This is a genomic window from Limnoraphis robusta CS-951 (genome assembly GCF_000972705.2).
In genome coordinates this window covers 1-24,953 of record NZ_LATL02000345.1, presented here as the reverse complement: position 1 = coordinate 24,953, position 24,953 = coordinate 1, and the positions used below count along the sequence as shown (strand labels likewise).

General features: G+C 43.4%; 17 protein-coding genes, 2 tRNA genes and 4 pseudogenes. 14 read left to right on the top strand and 9 right to left on the bottom strand.

Going from position 1 to position 24,953, the window contains the following annotated elements:
* Positions 1–77: 77 nt before the first annotated feature.
* A complete protein-coding gene (locus tag WN50_RS37975) occupies positions 78–1,037 on the top strand; it encodes a DUF3352 domain-containing protein (protein WP_425354853.1) in 960 nt (319 codons plus the stop codon).
* Between the two features lie 595 nt (positions 1,038–1,632).
* Here the strand turns inward: WN50_RS37975 and WN50_RS31595 are convergent.
* Together WN50_RS31595 and ald are read right to left on the bottom strand one after the other, a co-directional pair.
* Complete coding sequence (locus tag WN50_RS31595; protein WP_063847432.1) at positions 1,633–2,115, bottom strand: PqqD family protein; 483 nt, start codon at positions 2,113–2,115, stop codon at positions 1,633–1,635.
* A gap of 212 nt (positions 2,116–2,327) precedes the next feature.
* Positions 2,328–3,413 carry an alanine dehydrogenase gene (ald, locus tag WN50_RS28980; RefSeq protein ID WP_046281774.1) on the bottom strand — a complete coding sequence of 362 codons (1,086 nt, stop codon included), beginning with the start codon at positions 3,411–3,413 and terminating at the stop codon, positions 2,328–2,330.
* A 172-nt stretch (positions 3,414–3,585) separates the two neighbouring features.
* Between ald and murA the strand changes: the two genes are divergently transcribed.
* The 11 genes and pseudogenes from murA (at position 3,586) to WN50_RS37950 (ending at position 14,960) form a co-directional block, all read left to right on the top strand.
* Positions 3,586–4,938 carry a UDP-N-acetylglucosamine 1-carboxyvinyltransferase gene (gene murA, locus WN50_RS28975; protein ID WP_046281775.1) on the top strand — a complete coding sequence of 451 codons (1,353 nt, stop codon included), beginning with the start codon at positions 3,586–3,588 and terminating at the stop codon, positions 4,936–4,938.
* A 635-nt stretch (positions 4,939–5,573) separates the two neighbouring features.
* A complete protein-coding gene (locus WN50_RS32995) occupies positions 5,574–6,449 on the top strand; it encodes a M48 family metallopeptidase (protein WP_072075659.1) in 876 nt (291 codons plus the stop codon).
* A tRNA-Leu gene (locus WN50_RS28960) sits at positions 6,428–6,509 on the top strand. The genes WN50_RS32995 and WN50_RS28960 overlap by 22 nt, the downstream gene beginning before the upstream one ends.
* A 225-nt stretch (positions 6,510–6,734) precedes the next feature.
* Positions 6,735–8,606, top strand: a pseudogene (hsdR, locus tag WN50_RS37970) (type I restriction-modification system endonuclease); the annotation flags it as partial.
* A 165-nt stretch (positions 8,607–8,771) separates the two neighbouring features.
* Positions 8,772–9,790: pseudogene (locus WN50_RS37965) on the top strand (helicase-related protein); the annotation flags it as partial.
* An 89-nt stretch (positions 9,791–9,879) separates the two neighbouring features.
* A complete protein-coding gene (locus tag WN50_RS37960; RefSeq protein ID WP_082172602.1) occupies positions 9,880–10,572 on the top strand; it encodes a type I restriction-modification enzyme R subunit C-terminal domain-containing protein in 693 nt (230 codons plus the stop codon).
* A 352-nt stretch (positions 10,573–10,924) separates the two neighbouring features.
* Positions 10,925–12,370: a class I SAM-dependent DNA methyltransferase gene (locus WN50_RS28945; RefSeq protein ID WP_046281777.1), complete on the top strand. Its 1,446-nt coding sequence runs from the start codon at positions 10,925–10,927 to the stop codon at positions 12,368–12,370.
* Positions 12,367–12,636, top strand: coding sequence for a hypothetical protein (locus tag WN50_RS28940; protein WP_046281778.1), 270 nt, complete (start codon positions 12,367–12,369; stop codon positions 12,634–12,636). The genes WN50_RS28945 and WN50_RS28940 overlap by 4 nt, the downstream gene beginning before the upstream one ends.
* Positions 12,633–12,989: a nucleotidyltransferase family protein gene (locus tag WN50_RS28935; protein WP_082172601.1), complete on the top strand. Its 357-nt coding sequence runs from the start codon at positions 12,633–12,635 to the stop codon at positions 12,987–12,989. The genes WN50_RS28940 and WN50_RS28935 overlap by 4 nt, the downstream gene beginning before the upstream one ends.
* 115 nt (positions 12,990–13,104) lie before the next feature.
* Positions 13,105–14,039 (top strand): annotated as a pseudogene (locus WN50_RS37955) (restriction endonuclease subunit S); the annotation flags it as partial.
* A 51-nt stretch (positions 14,040–14,090) separates the two neighbouring features.
* Positions 14,091–14,960 carry a restriction endonuclease subunit S gene (locus WN50_RS37950; RefSeq protein WP_049561593.1) on the top strand — a complete coding sequence of 290 codons (870 nt, stop codon included), beginning with the start codon at positions 14,091–14,093 and terminating at the stop codon, positions 14,958–14,960.
* Between the two features lie 30 nt (positions 14,961–14,990).
* Here the strand turns inward: WN50_RS37950 and WN50_RS28920 are convergent.
* The 3 genes and pseudogenes from WN50_RS28920 to WN50_RS28910 all read right to left on the bottom strand — a co-directional run.
* Positions 14,991–15,061, bottom strand: a tRNA-Gly gene (locus tag WN50_RS28920).
* A gap of 72 nt (positions 15,062–15,133) precedes the next feature.
* Positions 15,134–18,004 (bottom strand): annotated as a pseudogene (locus tag WN50_RS28915) (ATP-binding protein); the annotation flags it as partial.
* Position 18,005: 1 nt separating this feature from the next.
* The coding region (locus WN50_RS28910) for a response regulator (protein WP_152964965.1) at positions 18,006–18,804 on the bottom strand (799 nt) is incomplete at its 3' end.
* Positions 18,805–19,355: 551 nt separating this feature from the next.
* Between WN50_RS28910 and WN50_RS28905 the strand changes: the two genes are divergently transcribed.
* On the top strand, positions 19,356–20,006 hold the full coding sequence (locus WN50_RS28905) for a GNAT family N-acetyltransferase (protein ID WP_046281780.1): 651 nt from the start codon (positions 19,356–19,358) through the stop codon (positions 20,004–20,006).
* Here the strand turns inward: WN50_RS28905 and larB are convergent.
* From larB to ispF, 3 genes are all read right to left on the bottom strand, one after another.
* Positions 20,003–20,779, bottom strand: coding sequence for a nickel pincer cofactor biosynthesis protein LarB (gene larB / locus WN50_RS28900; RefSeq protein ID WP_046281781.1), 777 nt, complete (start codon positions 20,777–20,779; stop codon positions 20,003–20,005). The two genes, WN50_RS28905 and larB, sit on opposite strands and share 4 nt — an antisense overlap.
* A gap of 221 nt (positions 20,780–21,000) precedes the next feature.
* Positions 21,001–22,725, bottom strand: coding sequence for an ABC transporter substrate-binding protein (locus tag WN50_RS28890; RefSeq protein WP_425354852.1), 1,725 nt, complete (start codon positions 22,723–22,725; stop codon positions 21,001–21,003).
* 92 nt (positions 22,726–22,817) lie between these two features.
* Positions 22,818–23,297: a 2-C-methyl-D-erythritol 2,4-cyclodiphosphate synthase gene (gene ispF / locus WN50_RS28885; protein ID WP_046281783.1), complete on the bottom strand. Its 480-nt coding sequence runs from the start codon at positions 23,295–23,297 to the stop codon at positions 22,818–22,820.
* A 206-nt stretch (positions 23,298–23,503) separates the two neighbouring features.
* On the opposite strand from ispF, the gene WN50_RS28880 reads away from it, so the two are divergent.
* The gene (locus WN50_RS28880) at positions 23,504–23,647 is read left to right on the top strand and encodes a chlorophyll a/b-binding protein (RefSeq protein ID WP_046281784.1); all 144 of its coding nucleotides are present in this window, start codon (positions 23,504–23,506) and stop codon (positions 23,645–23,647) included.
* Positions 23,648–24,524: 877 nt separating this feature from the next.
* On the opposite strand, the gene WN50_RS28870 is transcribed toward WN50_RS28880, so the two are convergent.
* On the bottom strand, positions 24,525–24,953 hold a 429-nt coding region (locus tag WN50_RS28870), incomplete at its 5' end, for an RNA-guided endonuclease InsQ/TnpB family protein (protein ID WP_049561584.1).

The window sequence follows — 24,953 nt, the reverse complement described above, 5'->3', positions numbered from 1 at the left end:
CTTTAAGTTTAAGTCAGTCTCCCGCCTATCAACGAGCGCTAGAACAACTCCCCTCAAGTCGCGTTGGTTTAGCGTTTGTGAATTTAGGCAGTTGGGGACTAGACTGGGAAAATACAGCCGTTAATCTCCCTTCTCAGCCCAGTTTAACGATATCTCTAAGCTTGAGTCCTCAAGGATTATTAGCACAAACCGCTTTAGTGAAAACCGGAGAAGAAGATGAAAAATCAGTAGCACCTTTGCTGTCTGAACCTGCAAAAGCTTGGCAATATATTACAGGTGCAAGTGCGTTTGCGATCGCAGGTGTTGATCTCAATCATCTTTGGGAACAACTATCTGCAACCCTTGCTGGAAATTCCGGCTTAGAAAATTTAGTCAATCAACCGATTAGCGTGATTAAAGAGATTTGGGGTTTAGATTTACCCCAGGATATCTTAACTTGGGTAACAGGAGAATATGCTTTAGCAATGATTCCTCCTTCTCCCGAAAAGCAAACACAAAAACCGGATTGGATTTTTGTTGCAGAAAGACTATCCCCTCAAGCCATTGATGCGATCAAACATTTAGATGAACTCGCCACAGAAGAGGGTTATAGTCTAGGAACTTTTGAACTAGGGGAACGCACCCTAACGGCTTGGACAACCTTAAATTCAATTCCTGATCCTGCTGAGATAACAGATTTTAACCCGCAGGTTTTAGAAGCCAAACCAAGAGGAGTTCACGCTACAGTTGGAGATTATGAGATTTTCACGACTTCCGTTGAAGCGATGAATAATCTACTGATAGCAACTCAAACGGGAACTCTACTCGATGATCCGGAATTTCAGATCGCTTTTGAACGTTTACCAAAAGCAAATGATGGCTATTTCTTTCTCGACTGGGAAGCGAGTGTTGGATTTTTGAAGCAACAAATTCCCTTGCTAAAATTGTTAGAATTATCCGCAAAACCGTTTTTTGATCACTTGCGATCGCTTACGATTAGTAGTGCAGGAACAGTTGATGGAGTAGGGAAGGCGACGGTATTTGTGAGACTCAAATAGAGGAGTCACCGAGTCAGGAGTCACCGAGTCAGGAGTCAGGAGTCAGGAGTCACCGAGTCAGGAGTCACCGAGTCAGGAGTTAGGAGTTAGGAGTTAGGAGTTAGGAGTCAGGAGTCAGGAGTCAGGAGGAAATAAAGAAGAAGAAAGAGGAGGAGGAGGAGAAAGTTTTTTATCACTAATTATCTGGACAGGGTATGATTTACAAATATGGAGATCAATTCAAGCTAAATCTTGGTAAGAGTTCTTCACCCGATCATTCAGTGGTAAGATTTCGCACTTCCAGATTTTGTCTAGGGCGATCAATTGCGACTTGTTGCTGTTGAGGGTTAATGAAGCATCCCAGTTTTATAGCAGTCGAAGCCTTTGATTAGGACACTGTTTTTCTGTCAAATCCTTTTATGATAAAGGTTTCAATTCTGTCTCCTGTCTTCTGTCTCCTGACTTCTGCTATAAAGGGGAAGTTCAGAAATTTTGATAACCCTGAACCCCCAAAAATAAAAACCACACTCAACACAGAAAATACTCAGAAAAAATCTTGGTGTCTTCGTGTCGATCGTGGTAAGTTTACCGATAAAAAAACTGCTATATTTCTCCCTTAGCCATAAAGCGAGGGATGATTAGAACCGCAATAAGTTAAGACAGGAGTTTGGTAGGGGAGTTTAGACATCATCGTAGCTCCTGCTTGAGCGGAAAATTTTAGATATTGACTTCCCCAACCTTGCTGACTATTGAGGATATTATTCAACAATTTTTCAACTTTTCGAGTCACCCGATGCAGCAACCGAGAAAGGGGAGAAGGAGAAGGACTGAGTTTGATCAGTCCATTGGCTTGTAATTGTAATAAGAAATTCATCAAATCGCGATCACATTGATGGGGGTCTACCTGATATCTTGATAAAATCAGCTCCCGAATTTCTTTAACAGTACGGGGTTGGGAGAGCAGTATCCAGATGGTTGCTCCTACCCATTGAGAGCCATAGTATTCTTCAGTTTCGAGATCGAGGATAATGACTTCATGGTTGAGTCGGGAAGAGCGCTGAGTTTTAGCGGTGTAGATAATAGAAGTTTCTTCGATCATGGGCTGGCTGTTGTAATAGATAGAAAAGGACTCACTGTGATCACCAAGAAATGATTCCAACAACAAATGGGTGTAGAGCGCACTCTGATCGTTCAATCTTATTTTATCTAAGCGATCGTCCAGTTTACAAGCTCAAGAAGTGAAACTGCTCGAAAAACTGGAAAAACTGGGGCGATCGCTGGATTTCTCAAACGATTTTGAGCAGAAAACCGTTAAATCAAGTCAGGAAACACTTCTCGGACAGCCGGATGCACTAATTGATGATTTTCCACATTTAATCCCTTAGCTAAAGCCGGATTGACTGTGAGAGCCTTCACGCCCTGATCGGCTAATTGTAAGACATAGGATAAAGTGCTGTTGTTTAGTGCCTGTGTTGCTGTCCAAGGCACCGCTCCGGGCATATTTGGAACCCCATAGTGAACAACTCCTTCTTCGGTATAAGTCGGATTTGTGTGTGAAGTCGGGCGTAGCGTTTCCACACATCCCCCCTGATCAACGGCTACATCAATAATCACAGAACGAGGACGCATCTGAGCTACCAAAGACCGGGGAACAAGTATAGGAGCGCGTCGTCCTAAGACCAAGACGGCACCGATGAGCAGATCTGCATCAGGAACGATTTTGTCGATTTGAGAGGGATTGCTGTAGAGGTATTCGACTCGGGAACCAAACAGGGTTTCTAAATAACTCAACCGCTCAACATTGACATCTAAAATCTGAACGATCGCACCCATTCCCACTGCAATTCGAGCCGCTTCCGTTCCGACAACACCTCCCCCCAGAATCACCACTTTAGCGGGTTTCACACCGGGAACCCCACCCAGGAGAACACCGCGACCTCCTTGCTGACGTTCGAGATAGCGGGCGCCAAACTGCACGGATAAACGACCCGCAATGATACTCATCGGAGTCAGTAAAGGCAGTTTCCCATCGGTCAGTTCTACCGTTTCATAGGCGATCGCACAGACTCCGCTCTTGATCAGGTTTTCAGTCAGGATGCGATCGGCCGCCAGGTGAAGATAGGTAAACAACAGTTGACCTTTTTGAATCAGGGGGTATTCTGGGGGCAGGGGTTCTTTAACCTTCACCACCATTTCACGGTTCCAAGCCTCTTCGGGGGTTGAGACTATCTCTGCACCTGCGTTTTGATAATCCTCATCGGTAAAGCCTGCTGCGGCTCCGGCGTCGGCTTGAACGAACAGACGATGACCTCTTTCGGTACAAACTCGAACACTACTCGGACTCAAACCGACTCGAAATTCTTGATCTTTAATCTCTTTAGGAATACCAATTTCCATCGTGCGCTACCTGAACGGTTTGTCATGCTTAGATTTTAGAGTCGATCTCAAGAACTGGTAATCGATTACAGGCGATCTGTGAAAATCTTTGGGCCATGACCCCTAGACATCTGACAGCTTTCCTGTAGAATCAGAACAAAAATTAAAGAATGTTTTCTTACCATTTAAATTATTGGAGGGTAGACCCATTAAACTCGCTCTTAGCTCATCCAAACTCTCATCTGCATCCGATCCCAATCAACCTGTCTTGCAGGTGTCTGGGCGCACTCAACTGCAAGGACACGTTCAAATCAGTGGAGCCAAAAATGCGGCTCTCGTGATTTTAGCGGGTGCATTACTTTGTCCGTCGGATTGTCGCATTCGCAACGTTCCCTCTCTGGTTGATGTGGCTCGGATGGGCCAGCTGCTCTCCTCCGTTGGAGTGAAATTTGAGCAACAGGGCGATGTGATCGACATCAACGCCGCTCAGATTTCTACCTCTCAAGCTCCTTATGAGTTAGTCAGCAAACTCAGAGCCAGCTTTTTTGTGATTGGGCCGCTACTCGCCCGTTTAGGCGTAGCTAAGGTGCCGTTACCGGGCGGTTGTGCGATCGGCGCTAGACCTGTTAATCTTCATGTTCAAGGACTGCGGGCGATGGGCGCTGATGTTCACATCGAACATGGTGTCGTTCATGCGGCGGTTCCCGGAAATGGTCGCTTGAAGGGTGCAAAAATTTATCTCGATTATCCGAGTGTTGGCGCGACTGAAACCCTGATGATGGCGGCTACCCTCGCGGAAGGGGAAAGTATTATTGAAAATGCGGCTCAAGAACCTGAAGTGGTTGATTTAGCCAACTTCTGTAGGGCGATGGGGGCAAAAATTAGCGGGGCGGGTTCTAAAACTTTAGTGATTTCTGGCGTTCCCCGTCTGCATGATGTTGATTATTCGATTATCCCGGATCGCATTGAAGCGGGAACGTTTTTGATTGCGGGAGCCATTACCCGATCTGAAATTTTACTGTCTCCGGTGATTCCTGAACATATCACGGCAGCTATTTCTAAATTGCGGAAAATTGGCGTTCATATTATTATGGAATCCCCTAACTGCATCCGCGTCTCTCCTGGAGAACAACACGTCGCTACTGATATTGAAACCCTCCCCTATCCCGGTTTTCCCACTGATTTACAGGCTCCTTTTATGGCGTTATTGACGCTCTGTGAAGGCAATAGTTTGATCACAGAAACGGTGTTTGAGAACCGTTTGCATCATGTTCCTGAACTGAGTCGCATGGGGGCTGATATTCGAGTTAAAGGAAATACAGCCATTGTTCGCGGAGTTCCGATGTTGTCGGGCGCTCCGGTGATTGGTTCGGATCTGCGAGCTTCTGCGGCTCTGGTTTTAGCGGCTTTGGCTGCTGAAGGTACTAGCACCATTCAAGGCTTACATCACCTCGATCGCGGTTATGAGAAGTTTGAGGAGAAGTTGAAAAAATTGGGTGCGAATATTGTGCGAATTGAGCCTTCTGTTGAACCTGAAAAGGTCTAATTGTCTTCGCTGTTGTTTTGATTCCCCTGCCTGATGGTTTGGGGATTTTTGCTTTTTTGGGGCGGGTATTGAATAAAAAGTCAAGTATATACACGAGTTAACCCCTACACACCAGTTTAAGCCCTCAGTCTGGCGTTGTCAACCCCCTCCCAAAAAAGGCCGATTTTTTCACCTGAAACTCCTGCATAAAATGTGATGTTTGTCAATCCCCTAACCTCAGACCTGTAGAGATAGAGGGTAAAATTCGTGCATCGTCAACTTGCATTTTTCCCTTCAACTCCCCTAAAAGCGACGATATTATGGGGTTTATCGGGTGTATTTTGGCAATAAGATAGAACAAGCCTGTAATTATCATTTTGTTCACTCTACCAGAACCCCGATTCTGCTGTCAAATTCTTGAGAAGAGTTAGCGATAAAAATGTAATCATTCTTAACAAGTTTTTGAATTTTAAAACTATTGATCTGTAATTGATTGGAAAAAGTTATCAGAAAAAGGAGTATTTTAGGGAGAGGGGTTAGGGAAGTTGATCGATAAGTAATCAAATTCGGCTTAAACTAGAAATTGGTTATGAGTTTTTCAACTAAACTGACTTTCGCGTTCCGTTATTATCTTGAGATTGCACCGATTGATTCCTATGACTCTTTCTACACTGCCTTTACTGGGCTTAAAAGCTGATCATTTTCGTCATCCCCTTGACCTGCAAGCGACGAGTTCCCTTAAGCAAATTCCAGGTCTGGATGTATTGGTGCGCCAGTTTTTGGGTTCTTTGGGCGAACGGTTTTTTTATTTGGAAAATATTGCTTCCAGTGTTTTAGTTGGCGAACAGCAACTTCCTGATCTTCATCAATTGCTGTTGAATGCTTGTCAGACGTTGGATTTAGAACCGCCTCAACTTTATATTCGTCAACATCCGGTTCCGAATGCTTATACGTTTGCAATGCGGGGTGAAAAGCCGTTTATTGTTATTCATACGTCTTTAATTGAATTGTTGACTCCCGAAGAAATTCAAGCGGTTATTGCTCACGAGTTGGGTCATCTCAAGTGTGAACATGGGGTTTATTTAACGTTGGCGAATTTGCTGGTTTTAGCCGCAGGACAGTTATCGCCTTGGGGTGCGGTTCTGACTCAAGGCTTACAGGCTCAGATTTTAGAATGGTTGCGGTGTGCTGAGTTTACTTGCGATCGCGCCGCTCTGTTGGCGACTCAAAACCCTCGCACGGTGATGTCTGTGTTGATGAAATTATCCGGGGGTTCTCCCAGTTTGGCTTCAAAATTGAATCTGGATGCGTTTTTAGCTCAAGCCAAAGCCTATGACGAGATGAGCAAGGATGAACTCGGAGAGTTGCTCAAACAAGCTCAATCTTCTCAACTGACTCATCCTCTCCCGGTGCTGCGGGTTCGAGAAATTGATCGCTGGTCGAGTAGTTCAGATTATCAAGACTTGCTAAAAGGAAACTTAAGGGTGTATAATAACGAAGTTACCCAAAAGGGCGGGTGGCGAAATTGGTAGACGCACCACACTCAAAATGTGGCGATGAAAGTCGTGAGAGTTCGAGTCTCTCTCCGCCCATATTTATAGGCAATGTATAGGACAAGAGTTTTCACCCTCACGGTATCTCCGATGTCATTAGACGTTAATCTCTTTGTACCTTAAGATTGCCCCGGAGTGCTAATTGGGATTGTTCTTCTTCAAAAAAACCGTGATATTACTGAGGCTGAACCAGAAAAACATTGTTTAACTTGGAAACAGAGTGAAAACTTTTTCAACTCCTATTTTTCCATTTTAAACTATCCTATGCGAGTTCCCTCACCCAACTTCGCCTTTCTCCAACAACATGACCCCCAACTGGTTCGCCTCGCAACTGTTGCAGAAGCCTACTTCAAAGAAGACCCCATCACCTGTTTAATGAAATTGCGACAGTTTGGGGAACTTCTCGCCCAACTCGTCGCCGCCAACGTTGGACTTTATACCGACCCCGCAGAACCCCAACTCGACCTCCTCCGGCGCCTGTCTTCTAATAACCTCATCCCCGGTAACGTCGAACCCCTATTTCACGAACTGCGAAAAGCCGGAAACGACGCCACCCACAACCTCACAGGCGACCACCGAACCGCCCTCAGTAACCTTAAATACGCCCGACAACTGGGGATATGGTTTCATCGGACTTTTGCTTCTGACAGCCAATTTAAAGCCGGGGCGTTTATTCCGCCTCCTGACCCCACAGAGGAAACCGTTGCAGTTCAGCAAGAATTAAAAAAATTACGAATAGAAGCCGCCCAATATCTCACCGAAGCCGAACTCGCCAAAGCCAAAGCCCAACAAGAAGAAGAACTGCGACAAATTGCCGAAGAACTCCTCAAAGAAGCCGAAGCGGAGGTCGAAAAAACCTCAAAACGACTCCAACATCTGCAAGCTACCAATGTCGCCCAGTCTCCCCAACGGGTTGAACAGGCTGTAAAACCCGCCCAAGACGCCGAAACTCAAATTGACCTCGACGAGAGGGAAACCCGCCGTTTAATTGACGCCCAATTGCGCTTGGCAGGGTGGAGAGTTGATTCGTCCAGCCTAACTTATTCTAACGGAACTCGCCCCCAAAAATCTGAGAATTTGGCGATCGCAGAATGGCCGACAACTCAGGGACGGGCGGACTATGTTTTGTTTGTGGGGCTTCAGGTGGTGGGGGTTGTGGAAGCCAAACGTCAAATTAAAGATGTTTCTGGGGCGGTTGACCAGGCCAAGCGGTACAGTCGAAGTTATCGAAAAAAAGGGGATGAAATCTTATTAGGAAATTGGGGAGAATATCGGGTTCCGTTTGTCTTTGCTACCAACGGGCGGGAGTACCTCCATCAACTCCAAATGCAAAGCGGAATTTGGTTTTGTGATGTTCGCAAACCGGATAATTTACGGCGTTCGTTGAGGGGGTGGTACAGTCCTGAAGGGTTGAAAGCGTTACTTTCTCAGGATGTAGAAACCGCCCACGAACAATTAGAAACCGAACCTTTTAATTATAACATTGATTTGCGAGAATATCAAGTTAAAGCGATTCAAACGCTAGAAGCAGCGTTAGCAAAAAATAAACGCAATTTGCTGTTAGCAATGGCGACGGGAACGGGAAAGACAAAGACGAGTATTGTTTTGGTTTATCGGTTATTAAAATCCAAGCGGTTTCGGCGGGTTTTGTTTTTAGTAGATCGAACTGCATTGGGGGAACAAGCGGCGAATGCGTTTAAAGAAACTCGGTTAGAAAGTTTGCAAACCTTTAGTGATATTTTTGAAATTCGGGAGTTAACAGATCATCAAATTGACACGGATACAAAGTTAAATATTGCGACGGTTCAAGGGTTTGTGAAACGGTTGTTTTATCCGGGTGATGAGACTAATATTCCCAAAGTTGATGAGTATGATTGTATTATTGTCGATGAATGTCATCGGGGATATGTACTCGACAAGGAGTTAAGCGAAAATGAGTTAACCTTTCGGGATTTTTCCGATTATATTTCTAAGTATCAGCGTGTTCTTGACTATTTTGATGCGGTGAAAATTGGCTTGACGGCGACGCCTGCTTTGCACACGACTCAGATTTTTGGTGATCCGGTTTTTACTTACAGTTATCGAGAAGCGGTGATGGAGGGTTGGTTAATTGATTACGAACCTCCGATACAAATTNAAAATGAGTTAACCTTTCGGGATTTTTCCGATTATATTTCTAAGTATCAGCGTGTTCTTGACTATTTTGATGCGGTGAAAATTGGCTTGACGGCGACGCCTGCTTTGCACACGACTCAGATTTTTGGTGATCCGGTTTTTACTTACAGTTATCGAGAAGCGGTGATGGAGGGTTGGTTAATTGATTACGAACCTCCGATACAAATTATAACGGAATTATCGGAAACGGGGATGGTTTGGCAACCGGGAGAAAATCTAGAATATTTTGACCCGAAAACGGGTAAAATTGATTTGGTTCACGCGCCGGATGAGATAAAAATCGAGATTGAACAGTTTAACAGGCGGGTGATTACTGAATCGTTTAATCAGGTGGTTTGTGAGCAACTTGCTGAATATCTTGACCCAAGTTTACCGGAAAAAACGTTAATTTTTTGTGCAACAGATCGCCATGCTGATTTAGTGGTTTATTTGTTAAAACGGGCGCTACAAACTCAGTACGGAAGTGTTGATGATGAGGAGGTTAAGAAGATTACGGGAACGGCGGATAAACCTTTAGAATTGATTCGGCGATACAAGAACGAAGCTAGTCCTAAAATTGCGGTGACGGTAGATTTATTAACGACGGGAATTGATGTGCCTGCGATTTGTAATGTGGTGTTTATGCGGCGGGTGAATTCTCGGATTTTGTATGAACAAATGTTGGGAAGGGCGACTCGGCGATGTGATGAGATTGGGAAAACAGTTTTCCGGGTGTTTGATGCGGTAAAATTGTATGAGGGGATTGGTCTGCTTTCCAGTATGAAGCCTGTTGTCGTCAATCCTCAGATTAGTTTTAGTCAACTGGTTGATGAACTTTCGACGGTGCAGAATGTTCAGGCGTTACCGGAGATTGTAGACCAATTCTTAGCGAAGTTTCAACAAAAGCGACGCTATCTAAGTGGGGATAGCAAAGAACAGCTTGAAACTTTGGCGGGAATGTCGATAACGGATATGGCAAAATATTTGAAGCGCAGTTCTCCCCGAGAGGTGGTAGAATGGGTTGGGGATAAAAAGGCGATCGCGGAGTTGTTGGATCGAAAAGATGGCGGAAGAAAACCGCTTTTGATTTCTCGCCATGTTGACCGAGTGATTCGAGTTGAACGGGGTTACGGGAAGGCGGAGAAACCGCAAGATTATCTCGACAGNGATTGTAGACCAATTCTTAGCGAAGTTTCAACAAAAGCGACGCTATCTAAGTGGGGATAGCAAAGAACAGCTTGAAACTTTGGCGGGAATGTCGATAACGGATATGGCAAAATATTTGAAGCGCAGTTCTCCCCGAGAGGTGGTAGAATGGTTTGGGGATAAAAAGGCGATCGCGGAGTTGTTGGATCGAAAAGATGGCGGAAGAAAACCGCTTTTGATTTCTCGCCATGTTGACCGAGTGATTCGAGTTGAACGGGGTTACGGGAAGGCGGAGAAACCGCAAGATTATCTCGACAGTTTCCGTACCTTTTTGAACGAGAATATTAACCAAATTACGGCTTTGATGGCGGTGGTACAACGTCCCCGTGAGTTAACGCGAAGTCAGTTAAAAGAGGTAAAGTTATTGTTAGATAATGCGGGATATTCGGAAATTACTTTACAAACGGCTTGGCGAGAAACAACAAACCAGGATATCGCCGCTTCTATTATCGGATTTATTCGTCAGGCTGCGCTGGGTGATGCTTTAATATCTTATACTGAAAGGGTGGATAAAGCGATCTCCAAAATCATCGCCTCTCGCAGTTGGACTGAACCCCAACGCAAATGGTTAGAACGTATTGGAAAGCAGTTAAAATTAGAAACGATAGTTGATAAGGCGGCGTTTGAACAGGGACAGTTTAAGTCTATGGGTGGGTTTAATCGCATTAATAAAACATTCGATGGGGAGTTGGAGAATATTTTGAGTGAGATTAATCGGGAGATTTGGGAAGATGTGGGATAATGGAAGATCCCCCTAAATCCCCCTTAAAAAGGGGGACTTTATCCCCCCTAAATTTCCCAGTTTATCCCCCTAAATCCCCCTTAAAAAGGGGGACTTTATCCCCCTAAATCCCCCAGTTTATCCCCCTAAATCCCCCTTAAAAAGGGGGACTTTCAACCCCCCCTAAATTTCCCTGGAAAATGGATAATTTGAATAAAACACCCCCCTTTTTAAGGGGGGAGGGGGGGATAAAAAACCTACTAAATCCCCAAAAAAGGGACTTTCAACCCCCCTTTTTAAGGGGGGAAGGGGGGATAAAAAACCTAGAAACATTGCCAACAAATCTTTAAATACTTCAGATTAAAGTGTGAAAATGACAGCAACTACCGATATTGTTCAAAAACTTTGGAATCTTTGTAACGTTCTTCGGGATGACGGGATAACTTATCTCCAATACGTTACCGAATTAACTTATTTATTGTTCCTGAAAATGGCGCAGGAAACCAACACAGAAAACCAACTTACGAAGGGGTTTCAGTGGATAAATTTGGTGGAGAAAGACGGGATAGAACAGCTTAAATTTTATCGTCAATTGCTGGTAACATTGGGTTCGGAAACGGCGAATACAAGGGTACAAGCGATATTTGCAAACGCTCAAACCGCCCTAAAACAGCCTCGAATTCTCAATAAACTTGTTACCAGTATTGATGAATTGGATTGGTATTCGGCGAAGGAAGAAGGGTTAGGAAATCTCTATGAAGGGTTATTAGAAAAAAACGCAGGAGAGAAAAAATCCGGGGCGGGTCAATATTTTACCCCTCGTCCTTTGATTGATTGTATGGTAAAATTAATGCAGCCTCAACCGGGAGAATTAATTCAAGACCCGGCGGCGGGAACGGGTGGTTTTTTGATTGCGGCTGACCGTTTTATTAAACTACAAACTGATGATTTATTTGACTTACCCGACGGTGAACAGGCTTTTCAAAAATATCAGGCGTTTTATGGGATGGAATTGGTACAAGACGCCCATCGGTTGCTGTTAATGAATATGCTGTTACACGGGATAGAAGGGGAGGTGAGTTTGGGCGATACGCTTTCGGGTGAGGGCGAACGACTTCCGAAGGCAAATTTAATATTAACTAACCCTCCTTTTGGGACGAAAAAGGGCGGCGGAAAACCCACAAGGGATGATTTTACTTACCCGACTTCTAACAAACAATTAGCATTTTTGCAGCATATTTATCGGGGTTTGCAACCATTAGGACGGGCGGCGGTGGTGTTACCGGATAATGTATTATTTGAGGATGGACAGGGGCGAAAAGTTCGGGCGGACTTGATGAATAAGTGTAATTTACATACGATTTTAAGATTACCGACGGGGATTTTCTACGCCCAAGGGGTGAAAACAAATGTGCTATTTTTTCAACGGGGAACGACAGAAAAGGGGAATACAAAAGCGGTTTGGTTTTATGATATGAGAACCAATATGCCGAGTTTTGGGAAACGTATTCCTCTGACTCATCAGCATTTTGAAGAATTTGAGAGTTGTTATGGCGATGACTGCAATGGAAACAGCCAACGAATAGACTTAGGAGAAGAAGGGCGGTTTCGTTGTTTTAGTCGGGAGGATATTGCTAAACGGGGGGATAATCTTGATATTTCTTGGTTGCGGGATGAGAGTTTGCAGAGTGGGGAAAATTTACCTGAACCCGATATTATTGCTGCGGAGATTTTTCAACGGTTACAAAGTGCAACGGATGAGATGGAAGCGTTAATGTTGTTGTTGGAAAATGAGGAAGATTTGGAGGTAACACCATGATATCAACTAGCACTATTATTCAAGCAATTAATCAGGTTTTGGTTAATCTTTCCCCAGAAAAACAGCAGGAGGTTCTAGATTTTGCTGAGTTTATTCTCAGTCGGTCAAATCTTTCAAAAGAGCCAAAATCAAAAGCGGTTTTGGTTCAGGAATTGCGGGAGTTATTCAAGGAGTTACAGTCTATGCCTGAAATTCAGGAAATAACAGAGGCAGAAATTAGAGCAGAGATTGACGCTTACAGACAGGGAATAAAGAATAGGATATGAACATTAAATCAGAACCTACTATTAATTTACCGATGAGTTTGGATGTTATTTTAACTGAACGTCTAAAAATATCTGGGGGGGAGATTGCTGATTTTTGCCAACGCTGGAATATAATAGAGTTTGCTTTGTTTGGGTCGGTGTTGCGAGAGGATTTTCGTTCTGATAGTGATGTTGATGTTTTGGTTGTTTATGATTCATCTTATCGGTTGAATTTGTCTAATATTTTGGATATGCAGGAGGAGTTGGAGGAAAAATTCGGACGTGAGGTTGATTTGGTTGAAAAGAATCAAATTCAAAATCCCTATCGTTTGGCTAATATTTTAAGGACGCATCAAGTTATTTATGCAAAGTGAGGCAATAGGCAATAGGCAATAGGCAATAGGCAATAGGCAATAGAATAGAGTTTTAACTATAGCCTATCATAGTGTATACACCTGATTCAGAATAACGATTAAATATAACAGAGAAATGATGACTGACGAATTGATAGAATTGCCTATGGGTTGGAGATTAGTAAATTTAGGTGATATTGTACTTAATATTCAATATGGATACACTGCTTCAGCCATTGAAGAAACAACGGGAATAAAACTACTTAGAATTACAGACCTTCAGAATAATTCTGTGAATTGGGATACAGTTCCTTTCTGTGAATGCGATCAAATTGAAAAATATAAGCTTAAGAAAGGTGATATTGTTATTGCTAGAACAGGAGCAACCACAGGAAAAAGTTTCCTACTGAATGAAATTCCTGAAAATAGCATTTTTGCTTCATATTTAATTCGCTTAGAAGCTTCTGATATTTATGTACCTGAATATCTAGCTAATTTTTTACAAAGTCCTTATTACTGGAAACAAATTACCACTGTTAGCAAAGGAACAGCACAACCAGGGGCTAATGCTTCTATTCTTTCAAAATTAAATGTTCCTCTACCTCCCCTCAACGAACAGAAACGCATAGTCGCCAAAATAGAAGCGTTACAGGAGAGGAGTCAACGAGTCAAAGCCGAACTTGTGGCGATACGTCCCCTATTAAATAAATTTCGTCAATCTGTTCTCGCTGCTGCGTTTCGAGGAGATTTAACCAAAGATTGGAGGGAGAAAAACCCAGATATTGAACCTGCGTCTGTGTTGTTAGAAAGGATAAAAATTGAACGGCGTCGGCGTTGGGAAGAAGCAGAATTAGAGAAGATGAAAGCAGCAGATAAAACACCCAAAGATGATAAATGGAAGCAGAAATATAAAGAACCCGAACCCGTTAACTCTGATAATTTACCTCAATTACCTGATGGTTGGTGTTGGGTTAGAGCAGAGCAAATATGTGATTTTATTACCAAAGGAATTTCATTCAGTAGGAAACTTTTTCCTGTGGTTGCTCCTGTTCTAGCAATAACAATATCACCNGGATAAAAATTGAACGGCGTCGGCGTTGGGAAGAAGCAGAATTAGAGAAGATGAAAGCAGCAGATAAAACACCCAAAGATGATAAATGGAAGCAGAAATATAAAGAACCCGAACCCGTTAACTCTGATAATTTACCTCAATTACCTGATGGTTGGTGTTGGGTTAGAGCAGAGCAAATATGTGATTTTATTACCAAAGGAACTACTCCATTAGCGACTGAAATGTTCGAGAATTGTGGCGATGTTCCTTTCGTCAAAGTTTACAATTTAACAAATACAGGAAAACTAGATTTTTCTGTCAATCCAACTTTTATTAGTAAAGAAACTCATCAGACTAAATTAGCACGATCAAAATTATTTCCTGGTGATGTAATAATGAATATTGTAGGCCCACCTTTGGGAAAAGTTGCAATTGTTCCGAATGATTATGCTGAGTGGAATATGAATCAGGCTGTTGTAGTTTATAGAGGAATCCCAGGAATTGATAATGATTGTTTTTGCTACTGTCTACTTTCAATAGAAATATTATCTTCTGCTATTAAAGCTGCAAAGGCAACGGCTGGACAATTTAATTTAACCTTAGAAATTTGTCGAAACTTGCCATTACCTCTGTTTTCAACACAAGAACAACAAGAAATCGTCAACCGGATTGACAAACTCTTTAAAATAGCCGATAATATAGAACACCTATACCAACAAACAGAAACCGACTTAGAAACGTTAAATCAATCAATTCTGGCTAAAGCATTCCGAGGCGAACTGGTTCCCCAAAACCCCAACGACGAACCCGCATCAGTGCTATTAGAACGAATTCGCAAAGAACGAGAAACCCACAGCAAACCCGCCAAACAAACCCGCAAAAAACCCCCCAAAACCGACAACAACAATTCAACCCAACTCACATTAGAAGGGATCGAATAATCGCAAAATTCATCTGGCTTCAGTTCTCAAAGCGGGTGGGGGGAATCGAACCCCCATCATTAGCTTGGAAGGCTAAGGTTTTACCACTAAACTACACCCGCAATATTGCAGTCCTACTAATATAGCACAGCTTTTGCTGAAATTGATCAAAATTTGCTGAAAAATTTTTCAGATCACTCAGCAACGGGTTCGGAAGCAATAACAAAGGTAGATACAGGTTCATCTATGCCTTTGAGGGGCTGCATATCCGAGGAGAGAATTTCCCGTTTATCCAGGTATTGAGCGACGTCTGCTGAGACTAAAATACTATTGGGAGCCGCGACTTCCTGTAACCGAGCCGCAATATTCACCGAAGGGCCAATCGCGGTATAGTCCGATCGCTCTTTCGCCCCAAACATCCCAACAACCGCCATTCCCTGATGAATTCCGCAACGAAAACGCACAGGTTCAACCCCATTATGCCCAATTAAACTCCGCTCTAGCCAACTTTGGTTTAACTTGTCTAAAGCCCGCAGCATCGCCCGTGCAGAAGCCAATGCACGCCTCACCTGTTCCTGGGGGGGTAACTCCTTGGGTGCGCCATACAAAGCCATTACCGCATCTCCGATAAACTTATCAACCGTTCCGCCATTTTCAAAGACAGCTTGAGTCATAGCGGCTAAATATTCATTCAAAACTTGGGCTATCAGGCGAGATTGAAGTTGATTAGACATTCGCGTAAACCCAACAATATCTGTAAATAAAATCGTCACTAAACGCGGTTCTGGGTTCAAATCTAAGACCAAATCACCTGCTGCTGCAAGTTCCACCATCGGAGGTGGTAAAAACCGTCTTAAAACTGATTCTGTCAGATATCGATTTAACTCTCCTACTCGGCGTTCATTTTCTTTTAAAGCCCGCAGATTTCGCACTTCAGCCAGAAGTTCTCGATCATTAAAGGGTTTGGAAACATAAGCATCTGCTCCCCGTTCAACCCCTTCTATTCGGGTATCTTCATCAGCTTTTGCGGTTAATAAAATAATCGGAGTTCCCCTTAACTCCGAGTCTTCCCGAATCATCCGAATTAAATCTAATCCTGAGACATTCGGCATCATTAAATCAGTAATAATCACTTCCGGGCGATAAGCTTTTGCTTGGTCAAATCCTTCCGCCCCATTCCGAGCCATGACAATATTAAAATTAGCTTGTCGCAAAATATTGGATAAATAGCGGCGCAAATCAGGATTATCATCAACAACTAAAATAAAATTTTCTATCGATTCAGTTGTATAAATAGGAGGAATAATAGCCATTTTGTTGTTAGCCGATTCTTGTACTTCATCCTCACTGAATTCAACTTCAACATCTGCCAATTCTACGGCGGCTCGTCTAGGATTTAACTCGGCTGGAACTTCTAGAACTTGTTCGGCTGGTAAATGAGTAGTTCCGCTTTGTAGCCAAATGGTGAATGTTGTTCCTTCACCATAAACCGAATCAATGGAAATTTGACCTCGATGTAAGTCTACCAATTCTTTAACCAAAGCTAATCCTAACCCACTGCCTTCATGGGAACGATTCGTTGAACCTTCTGCTTGACGAAAGCGTTCAAATAAATGGGGAATTTGTTCGCGATGAATTCCAATTCCCGTATCTTTAACTTGTAAGCGACAATAACTTCCCGTTGGTTCTAAATTGATAAAAATAGTGCCATCTTCTGGCGTGAATTTCATGGCGTTAGAAAGCAGATTATAGAGAACTTTATCAAAGCGTTCTAAGTCTAAATATATAGGTTCACAGGATTTTAAATCCGTCACCAGTTGAATTCCTTTTTTATCACAATAGGGTTGAAACGATTCAATCGTTTGACGGCAAAAATCCACTAAATTACAAGGACGAAAACTCGGTTGCATTCGTCCAGCATCAAATCGCTGTAAATCGAGTAACTGATTGACTAAACGCAAGAGTCGCCGAGAATTTCTCAGGGCTATTTTAGCTTGTTCATAAGGTAAACCTTGCATCTGATTAACGGCTGATTCTAAAGGGCCAATCATCAGCGTTAACGGGGTGCGAAATTCGTGGGAAATATTTTGAAAAAATTCTGTTTTTAAGCGATCAACTTCTAGTAATCTTTCAGCTTGTTGACGAGTTTTTTGATAAAGACGGGCTTGTTGTACAGCAAGGGCGGCTTGGGTGGCGACAACTTGGACTAAAGTCACTTCAGCTTCCGTCCATTTGCGGAGCGCGTCGTTTTGACGCAGAGAAATACTGCCGATAATTTGATCATCTAACAGTAAAGGCAGTACCATTAACGCTTTAGACGGCGATCGCAAAGGAAGTTCAATTAAATTCCAATCGGGTTTTTGAGTCAAATCATTAATCACGACGGGCTGCTGAGTCTCTAGCAAGCGTTGCAGCACAGGATTTCCCCGAATGGGAACCGCCGACTGAGGTAAACTTGCTGGGCTTTTAGCCTCAGAGGAAGCCTCGTGGGTATCCTCTTCTGACCAGTTTGACACCAAAGAAGTTTCTTGGTGAGCATCATACAAGCCCACACATTGCACAAATTCATCCTCTTTCGTCCACAGAGACAGGGCGCAACCGTCAACTCTCAGGGCTTGTCCAAGTTGTTGGGTAATAGCCGCAAAAATCTTTTGGGGATCAAGACTTGAACGGATCGCCGCCGTGATGGTATTAACGAGTGCTTCGCGTCTAGCGAGTTCTTGGAGTTGTTCGTAGGCGCGGGCTTGAGAGAGGGCTAGGGCGGCTTGATCAGCAACCGTGCTCACCAACTGAACTTCGTGACCAATCCATTCTCGCAAATCTTCAACTTGGTGCATCGCCAGAACAGCCATCAGTTCTTGTTGATAAAAGAGCGGTACAATCAGGCTAGAGCAGATATTCGCGGTGCTGTAGGCTTGTTTACGGGAGTCGAATTGTTCAGAGTTGCCTTGAATTCGTTCATCAGTTTGAGCATCTTGGATGATTTCAACGGTTGTTGTTTGCCAAACGAGGGTTTTAAATTGGGAATTGGCAATCCCCAAGTCAGAATCTTTTAAGCCAGAAGCNGATAAAAGAGCGGTACAATCAGGCTAGAGCAGATATTCGCGGTGCTGTAGGCTTGTTTACGGGAGTCGAATTGTTCAGAGTTGCCTTGAATTCGTTCATCAGTTTGAGCATCTTGGATGATTTCAACGGTTGTTGTTTGCCAAACGAGGGTTTTAAATTGGGAATTGGCAATCCCCAAGTCAGAATCTTTTAAGCCAGAAGCCTGATAAACAAACCATTCCTCGAGCATTTCCCCCTCTTGAAAGGGTTGTAAAATGCAGTAACTCACCTCAAACATTTGCCCAACCGTTTCGACAATCCGTTGCAGCATTTCGCGATAATTGAGAGCTGAACGAATCGTACTCGTAACTGCGTAGAGAAGGGATTCTTGTCGCAGCGCTCTTTTGAGTTCTTCGGTACGAGTTTTGAGGACGTTGTGAGTTTCTAAAGCTTGGTTAACGATCGCCTTGAGTTCTTCGGCTTCCCAGGGTTTAGTGACGTATTTGAAGACCTGACCGGAGTTAATCGCTTCAACTAAATCCTCAACATCAGTATAACCGGTTAACAGAATTCGGATGGCGTCGGGATACTGAGTCGCCGCCAAGCTGAGGAGTTCTGTTCCACTCATTTGAGGCATTCGCTGATCGGAGATAATCACAGCAACATCCTCTTCCTGAGTTAAAATTTGTAGAGCCTCATGCCCACTTTCCGCCCTCAAGACCTTATAAGCACGATAAAACGTCCGATAGAGCAGGTCTAAGTTGTCGGGTTCATCGTCAACAACTAGAATTTTGGGCTTAGATTTCTTGGGGAAATTCATGCACCGCTCTCCTGCTGCAAAAGCGAATGATGTTAGTCAAAAGGGTGGACGGGGGCTTGTGATGAGTGATCATCGTTGCCAGAAAAACGCCATTCAGTCAGCATAACGGTTCACCAAATCAGGTATAACACTCTTGGATTTTGGGGGAGTTGTCTAGAATGCACCCATATCAATCATATTCTGATCTATTGTTAATTGGTATCACGCTCACCCTGAGTGCTGTCTTGAGTGCTGTGTATCTTTTTATTCAATGTACTGCGACTCACCCGTTGATTGCTGAATAAGATTGCCTTTTTTCATCGGCGCAATTCTAATGAGTGAATNGGTATAACACTCTTGGATTTTGGGGGAGTTGTCTAGAATGCACCCATATCAATCATATTCTGATCTATTGTTAATTGGTATCACGCTCACCCTGAGTGCTGTCTTGAGTGCTGTGTATCTTTTTATTCAATGTACTGCGACTCACCCGTTGATTGCTGAATAAGATTGCCTTTTTTCATCGGCGCAATTCTAATGAGTGAATCTAAGATGGGTTACAGTGTTATACCATGAACTCACCCATAGTGAATCCATTCTTCTTGACCTCAACCTCTAATACTCAAGGGGTTTCCGGATATTCTTCCCATCCTTCTCACTTGAGTATCCGTTCGGCTACATCTGCGGATGTATTGCCACTCACCGAAGTCTTAGCCGAAAGTTTCCACTCTCGTGAAGGCTTTTTCGGCTGGGTTTATCCTATCCTGCGTCTGGGAATTTATGAAGATTTACGCAACCGTTTGGCGAGTGGAACCGATCATTATGTTTGTCTGGTTGCCCTAAACACCAATTCCGCCCGCCCCCAAGTCCATAAATCGCCGCTCACGCCCGAAGTCTTGATGGGAACGGTAGAAATGGCATTGCGATCGCCTAATGCTTGGATCGCTTCGGGAGCACGCCAGTTTCCCTATTTATCGAATCTGGCGGTTCATCCTCAGTATCGACGCTTGGGAGTCGCCCAACAGTTACTCAGTCGCTGTGAAGCGATCGCCCGTCAATGGGGATATTCTCAATTGTACCTGCACGTTTTAGAAAACAACTCTCCAGCTAAACGGTTGTATTTCAAAGCAGGTTATCGGTTAGCCGAAATTGATCACAGTTGGAATCCCCTACTGTTTGGCCAGCCAAGACGACTGTTCATGGGGAAAACGCTGAATCGTTAGCTGGTGGTTTGCTGTTTTTGCGCGACTCGCAAGATTTGACCTGCTAAAATGGCGGCTCCAAATCCATTATCAATGTTAACGACTCCGACTCCCGCAGCACAAGAGTTTAACATGGTTAACAAGGGTGCTAAACCGTTTAAACTGGCTCCGTAGCCGATACTGGTCGGAACAGCAATCACCGGACAGTCGGCTAAACCCGCCACGACACTGGGTAATGCTCCCTCCATTCCCGCGACCACGATTAAGACATCTGCTTCTGCGATTAAATGCCAGTTACTCAACAAGCGGTGGACTCCGGCGACTCCCACATCCCACAGTCGTTTGACGGGAAAACCACATAAATTCGCAGTCACGGCGGCTTCCTCGGCGACGGGTAAATCGGCGGTTCCGGCTGTCAAAATGGTAATGGTTTGAGATGATTTGGTCTGCACAATTGCCGGAGTAATCGCACAAATCCGAGCAGTCGGATAATAGGATAGATCGGGAATTTTGGCAAATAATTTCTCATAGACATCGGCTTCAATGCGAGTTGCCATTACTGTAGTGTTATGTTGTCGCATCGCCTGAATAATTTCGATAATTTGCTCGGGGGTTTTACCTAGCCCCCAAATCACTTCAGGAAAGCCTGTTCTTAGTTTGCGATGGTGATCAATCCGAGCAAAATCTCCCACTGGTTCAAAGTCAAAATGTTTGATTTTTCTGAGTGCTTCTGTGGGACTCATTTGACCGTTGGCGACTGATTCGAGTAAATCCTTTAAAGCGTCTGGATTCATTGCAAATTTCAATTATTCTTTAATTTTTAGCTGGTATAGATTCCAGAATGCACCACCTAACGGAGTATATTCTAAATTTTCAATGCGATCGCGAATGGCTTCAAAAGATAGGGGATTTACCATATATAAAAAGGGCAGTTCCTCTGCGGCTATCTGTTGAGTTTGAGCATAAAGTTCTTGGCGTTTTTCTTCGTCTAACTCTTGAGAGGCTTGTATNTCAATTATTCTTTAATTTTTAGCTGGTATAGATTCCAGAATGCACCACCTAACGGAGTATATTCTAAATTTTCAATGCGATCGCGAATGGCTTCAAAAGATAGGGGATTTACCATATATAAAAAGGGCAGTTCCTCTGCGGCTATCTGTTGAGTTTGAGCATAAAGTTCTTGGCGTTTTTCTTCGTCTAACTCTTGAGAGGCTTGTATATAAAGAGCATCTATTTTTTGTTCCCAGTCAGAGGGTTTCCAGCCGACAATATCTTCCTGTCCGGGTTGGGGGCCTTGATTAAAACTATGTAATCTTCCGTTAACTGACCAAATGACATAACCTCCATGGGGTTCAAAACCGCCTGTAAATCCTCCCAAATAAGCCTCCCAATCTCGACGCCTTAATCGAGCGACAAAGGCGTTAAATTCTAAAGGCTGAGTAAAGACTTTTATTCCCAGTTTACCTAAATCTTGAGTGATTTGGGTTGCCATTTGTGACCTAACTTTCATTCCCGAAGCAATTAAAATTGTAAATTGCACGGGATTTCCATCGGCATCCAATAATCTACCATTTTTTGATTTAAATCCGGCTTCTTCTAACAGCTTCTTGGCTTTTTCTGGATTGTACTGATAGGTCTTGAGTCCGGCTTCTGGTGATAAATAATAAGGGCTTTGTACCGGAATTGCAGAATGTTGTAAGGCTCCTAATCCCAAGTAAATATTATTTTTCATCACCTCTCGATTAATCGCATAATAAATCGCTTGTCGAAAGGCTTTATTATTAAACCAACGAGATTTAGCCGTCGGAACAAACGGTTGATTGGTTTTGGCATCTTTGCCTTGATTTTGATTAAACGTGAGGAAAACTGTTCCCGTATCAGGGCCAGGACTATAAATCGTATATTGACCTCGCTTTTCGTCCGGTTTTAACAGGGGATAAGCTTCTGCTTGTACATCTAAAGTATCTAAGGAACCCGAGCGAAAATTGAGCAGTTGAGTATCCGTACTTTCCATGATTTGCCAGACAATTTGCTCAATAAAGGGCTGGGAATTTCCCTGTTCATCTTGGCGCCAATAATAGGGATTTTTTTGCAAAATGACGCGCTGATTTGCTGCATAACTTGCCAAACGATAAGGCCCATTTCCAATAATTTTATTGGGGTCGGTTTCTGTTCCCCAAGTCGTTAAAAACAGGGGATTTCCCTGAGCATCAAGGGTACGAACCGATGAGGCTAAAGCATGAGCCGGCAATATTGGTAAACCGCCAGCGTAGCGTAAAAATGGCGCAAAAGGTTCAGGAACCGAAAATTCAACGCGGCGATTATCGAGCTTTTTCACGGTGGGATATTGACCTTTTTCCCCTACTGCTAAAATATCGGCGGTTCCACTGGGAATTTTATCGTTGAGATAGATTTCATTGTAGGTGAAAATAATATCATCAACGGTCATCTCTTCTCCATCTGACCACTTTAAATTGTCTCGCAAGGTGATGACGATTTTTTGTCCATCGGGAGAAACGTTCCAAGATTCTGCGAGTCCGGGTTCTAGTTCACCGGTATAGGGATTTTCTCGTAACAATGAGTCGTAAATATAGCCAAAAATACTATAGGCTGATTGATTGAGCGGATAGTTAAAGGTTCCAGGCCCACTGGGAGTTGGAACGACTAAACGAGAAGGAAGGGTCGATGTCGCAGGGCTACAGGCGGCGAGGGCGATCGCTAAAATTGCTGCGATCACCATCCCGAGTCCACGATGCCAAATTTGAGTCAAAGGATATTTCATTCTGAAGTGTGATGGAATTTCAGATGTTACAGACGTGCTATGACCCCTCTCTACTGAAGTTCTAGCAAGGCGACAGCATAGGCGGCGATTCCTTCTTCTCGTCCCACTGGGCCTAACTTCTCGTTGGTTGTGGCTTTGATACCGACTTGTTCGGGTTGGATCTGGAGAACTGTAGAAATGCGCTCGCGCATTGCTGAAATATGAGGTTTAAGTTTAGGTCGTTCAGCGACAACGACAGAATCAATATTCCCGACTTTCCAACCCCGTTGTTGAATCATTTGATGGACTTTATCGAGTAGAACTAAACTGTCTGCGCCTGTCCATTTTTCATCGGTTGGGGGAAAGTAGAGTCCGATATCGCCGAGACTGAGCGCTCCTAACATTGCGTCCATGATAGCGTGTGTTAACACATCTGCATCACTGTTTCCTAAGAGTCCGCGTTCGTGTTCAATGTGAATTCCACCTAATATTAACGGTCGTCCCTCGACCAGACGGTGGATATCATAGCCGTTACCGATACGAATATTCATCAGGGTTATTGAGCAATCGCTTCTTTACATGAGTTCATTATCTGATAAGGGCGGTTATCCGTGAACAGTTACCACTACTGCTCACCATCTCCCCATCTGCCTGTCCCCTGTCCCCTCTTTCAGATTTTGTAAAAAAATGTTGCAGCTTTTCAGTCGATATGTTAAATTTTGTATAGGTCACAGAAACAACAGAGGAGTTTTTAGACATGGAAAACCAAGAAGGTAAATTTGGATTCACTGAGTTTGCAGAAACTTGGAATGGCCGTCTAGCGATGCTAGGTTTTGTGATTGGAATCGCAACTGAGTACCTAACCGGTCAAGGTATCCTTTCTCAAATTGGCTTAATGTAATTCGATTGAAGTCAGTTGAATTGTTTAGTGTTGCCATACACAATAGTTGAGCTATAGTTGATCAGGTTTCCGGGAGTGATCCTTCGGAAACCTTTGTTATTGAATGATTTTTATAAAACGATAAAAAACTCCTCAAAACTGGAANGATTGGAATCGCAACTGAGTACCTAACCGGTCAAGGTATCCTTTCTCAAATTGGCTTAATGTAATTCGATTGAAGTCAGTTGAATTGTTTAGTGTTGCCATACACAATAGTTGAGCTATAGTTGATCAGGTTTCCGGGAGTGATCCTTCGGAAACCTTTGTTATTGAATGATTTTTATAAAACGATAAAAAACTCCTCAAAACTGGAACGCAAGAGGAGTTTTATTATTAGTTGAGTTTGTGTTTTGAGTTTTTCCTTGTCTATCGTAGACTTGATTGCTCTGGAAAATAAAATTTGTACCAGCTTAACAACCCACACAACATCAAGATTTGAAGACTCCAGTGTGTGAACGCAAATCCCCATACAAAACAAGCGAGTCCGGTTAATCCTGCTAAAACAAAAGGGATATCTTCAGACGTTTGTAGATAGACCCAGATGGAGCCTAAACTCAAGGCCAGTAGAATCAAATAAACCCCGGGCATGGTTGCCACCTCCTCGGGAAGCTGTAGATAGTCACTCGGGTAAGATTGACTATTTTTAGTATATATTTAAAGGTAAAGCCAAAACATAAAAAACAGATTAAATCAAGAAATATTGTCACAAAACTTGATACTTAAGATTACAAAACTTGATACTGGATATCTGGACATTTTCTCCGTCAAAAGGAGGATGCGAGATGGGATTTTGTTCAGTTGACATCCTCTCCGCCGTAAACGACAAAGATTCCAAACATCACTGTTTGGGTTTCCTCTTTCGTCGAGTTGACTTACTCAACTGGGTTTCCCCACTTAAGCAGAGGTCAGTCTCTCCAAAGGCGTTAATTTCCATCTGCCCGACGGTATTTGATAGCTGTTTTAATGCAGATTTTAGAATGTTTTTGGCGGCATTTTCATCCCGGTCTGCTACATACCCACAGTGAGGACATTTATGAGTTCTCGTACTGAGAGTTTTGACAACCTTCTCACCACAATTTGAGCAGTTTTGAGACGTGTATGCAGGTTCAACGGCAATCACCGGAACCCCATAAATTCTCCCAAAATACTCCAGCCATTCTCTAAATCTGTACCAAGCGGCATCGTTAATTGACTTGGCTAGATGATGATTTTTAACTAGATTGCGTATCCGTAGGTTTTCTATCGCTACCAAGTCGTTAGACTGTAT

Coding starts and splice junctions, on each gene's coding strand:
- WN50_RS31595 (WP_063847432.1), bottom strand. CDS start 2,115: ATGATCGAAGAAACTTCTATTATCTACACCGCTAAAACTCAGCGCTCT.
- ald (WP_046281774.1), bottom strand. CDS start 3,413: ATGGAAATTGGTATTCCTAAAGAGATTAAAGATCAAGAATTTCGAGTC.
- WN50_RS32995 (WP_072075659.1), top strand. CDS start 5,574: ATGACTCTTTCTACACTGCCTTTACTGGGCTTAAAAGCTGATCATTTT.
- WN50_RS37960 (WP_082172602.1), top strand. CDS start 9,880: ATGTCGATAACGGATATGGCAAAATATTTGAAGCGCAGTTCTCCCCGA.
- WN50_RS28945 (WP_046281777.1), top strand. CDS start 10,925: ATGACAGCAACTACCGATATTGTTCAAAAACTTTGGAATCTTTGTAAC.
- WN50_RS28940 (WP_046281778.1), top strand. CDS start 12,367: ATGATATCAACTAGCACTATTATTCAAGCAATTAATCAGGTTTTGGTT.
- WN50_RS28935 (WP_082172601.1), top strand. CDS start 12,633: ATGAACATTAAATCAGAACCTACTATTAATTTACCGATGAGTTTGGAT.
- WN50_RS37950 (WP_049561593.1), top strand. CDS start 14,091: ATGAAAGCAGCAGATAAAACACCCAAAGATGATAAATGGAAGCAGAAA.
- WN50_RS28905 (WP_046281780.1), top strand. CDS start 19,356: ATGAACTCACCCATAGTGAATCCATTCTTCTTGACCTCAACCTCTAAT.
- larB (WP_046281781.1), bottom strand. CDS start 20,779: ATGAATCCAGACGCTTTAAAGGATTTACTCGAATCAGTCGCCAACGGT.
- WN50_RS28890 (WP_425354852.1), bottom strand. CDS start 22,725: ATGGTGATCGCAGCAATTTTAGCGATCGCCCTCGCCGCCTGTAGCCCT.
- ispF (WP_046281783.1), bottom strand. CDS start 23,297: ATGAATATTCGTATCGGTAACGGCTATGATATCCACCGTCTGGTCGAG.
- WN50_RS28880 (WP_046281784.1), top strand. CDS start 23,504: ATGGAAAACCAAGAAGGTAAATTTGGATTCACTGAGTTTGCAGAAACT.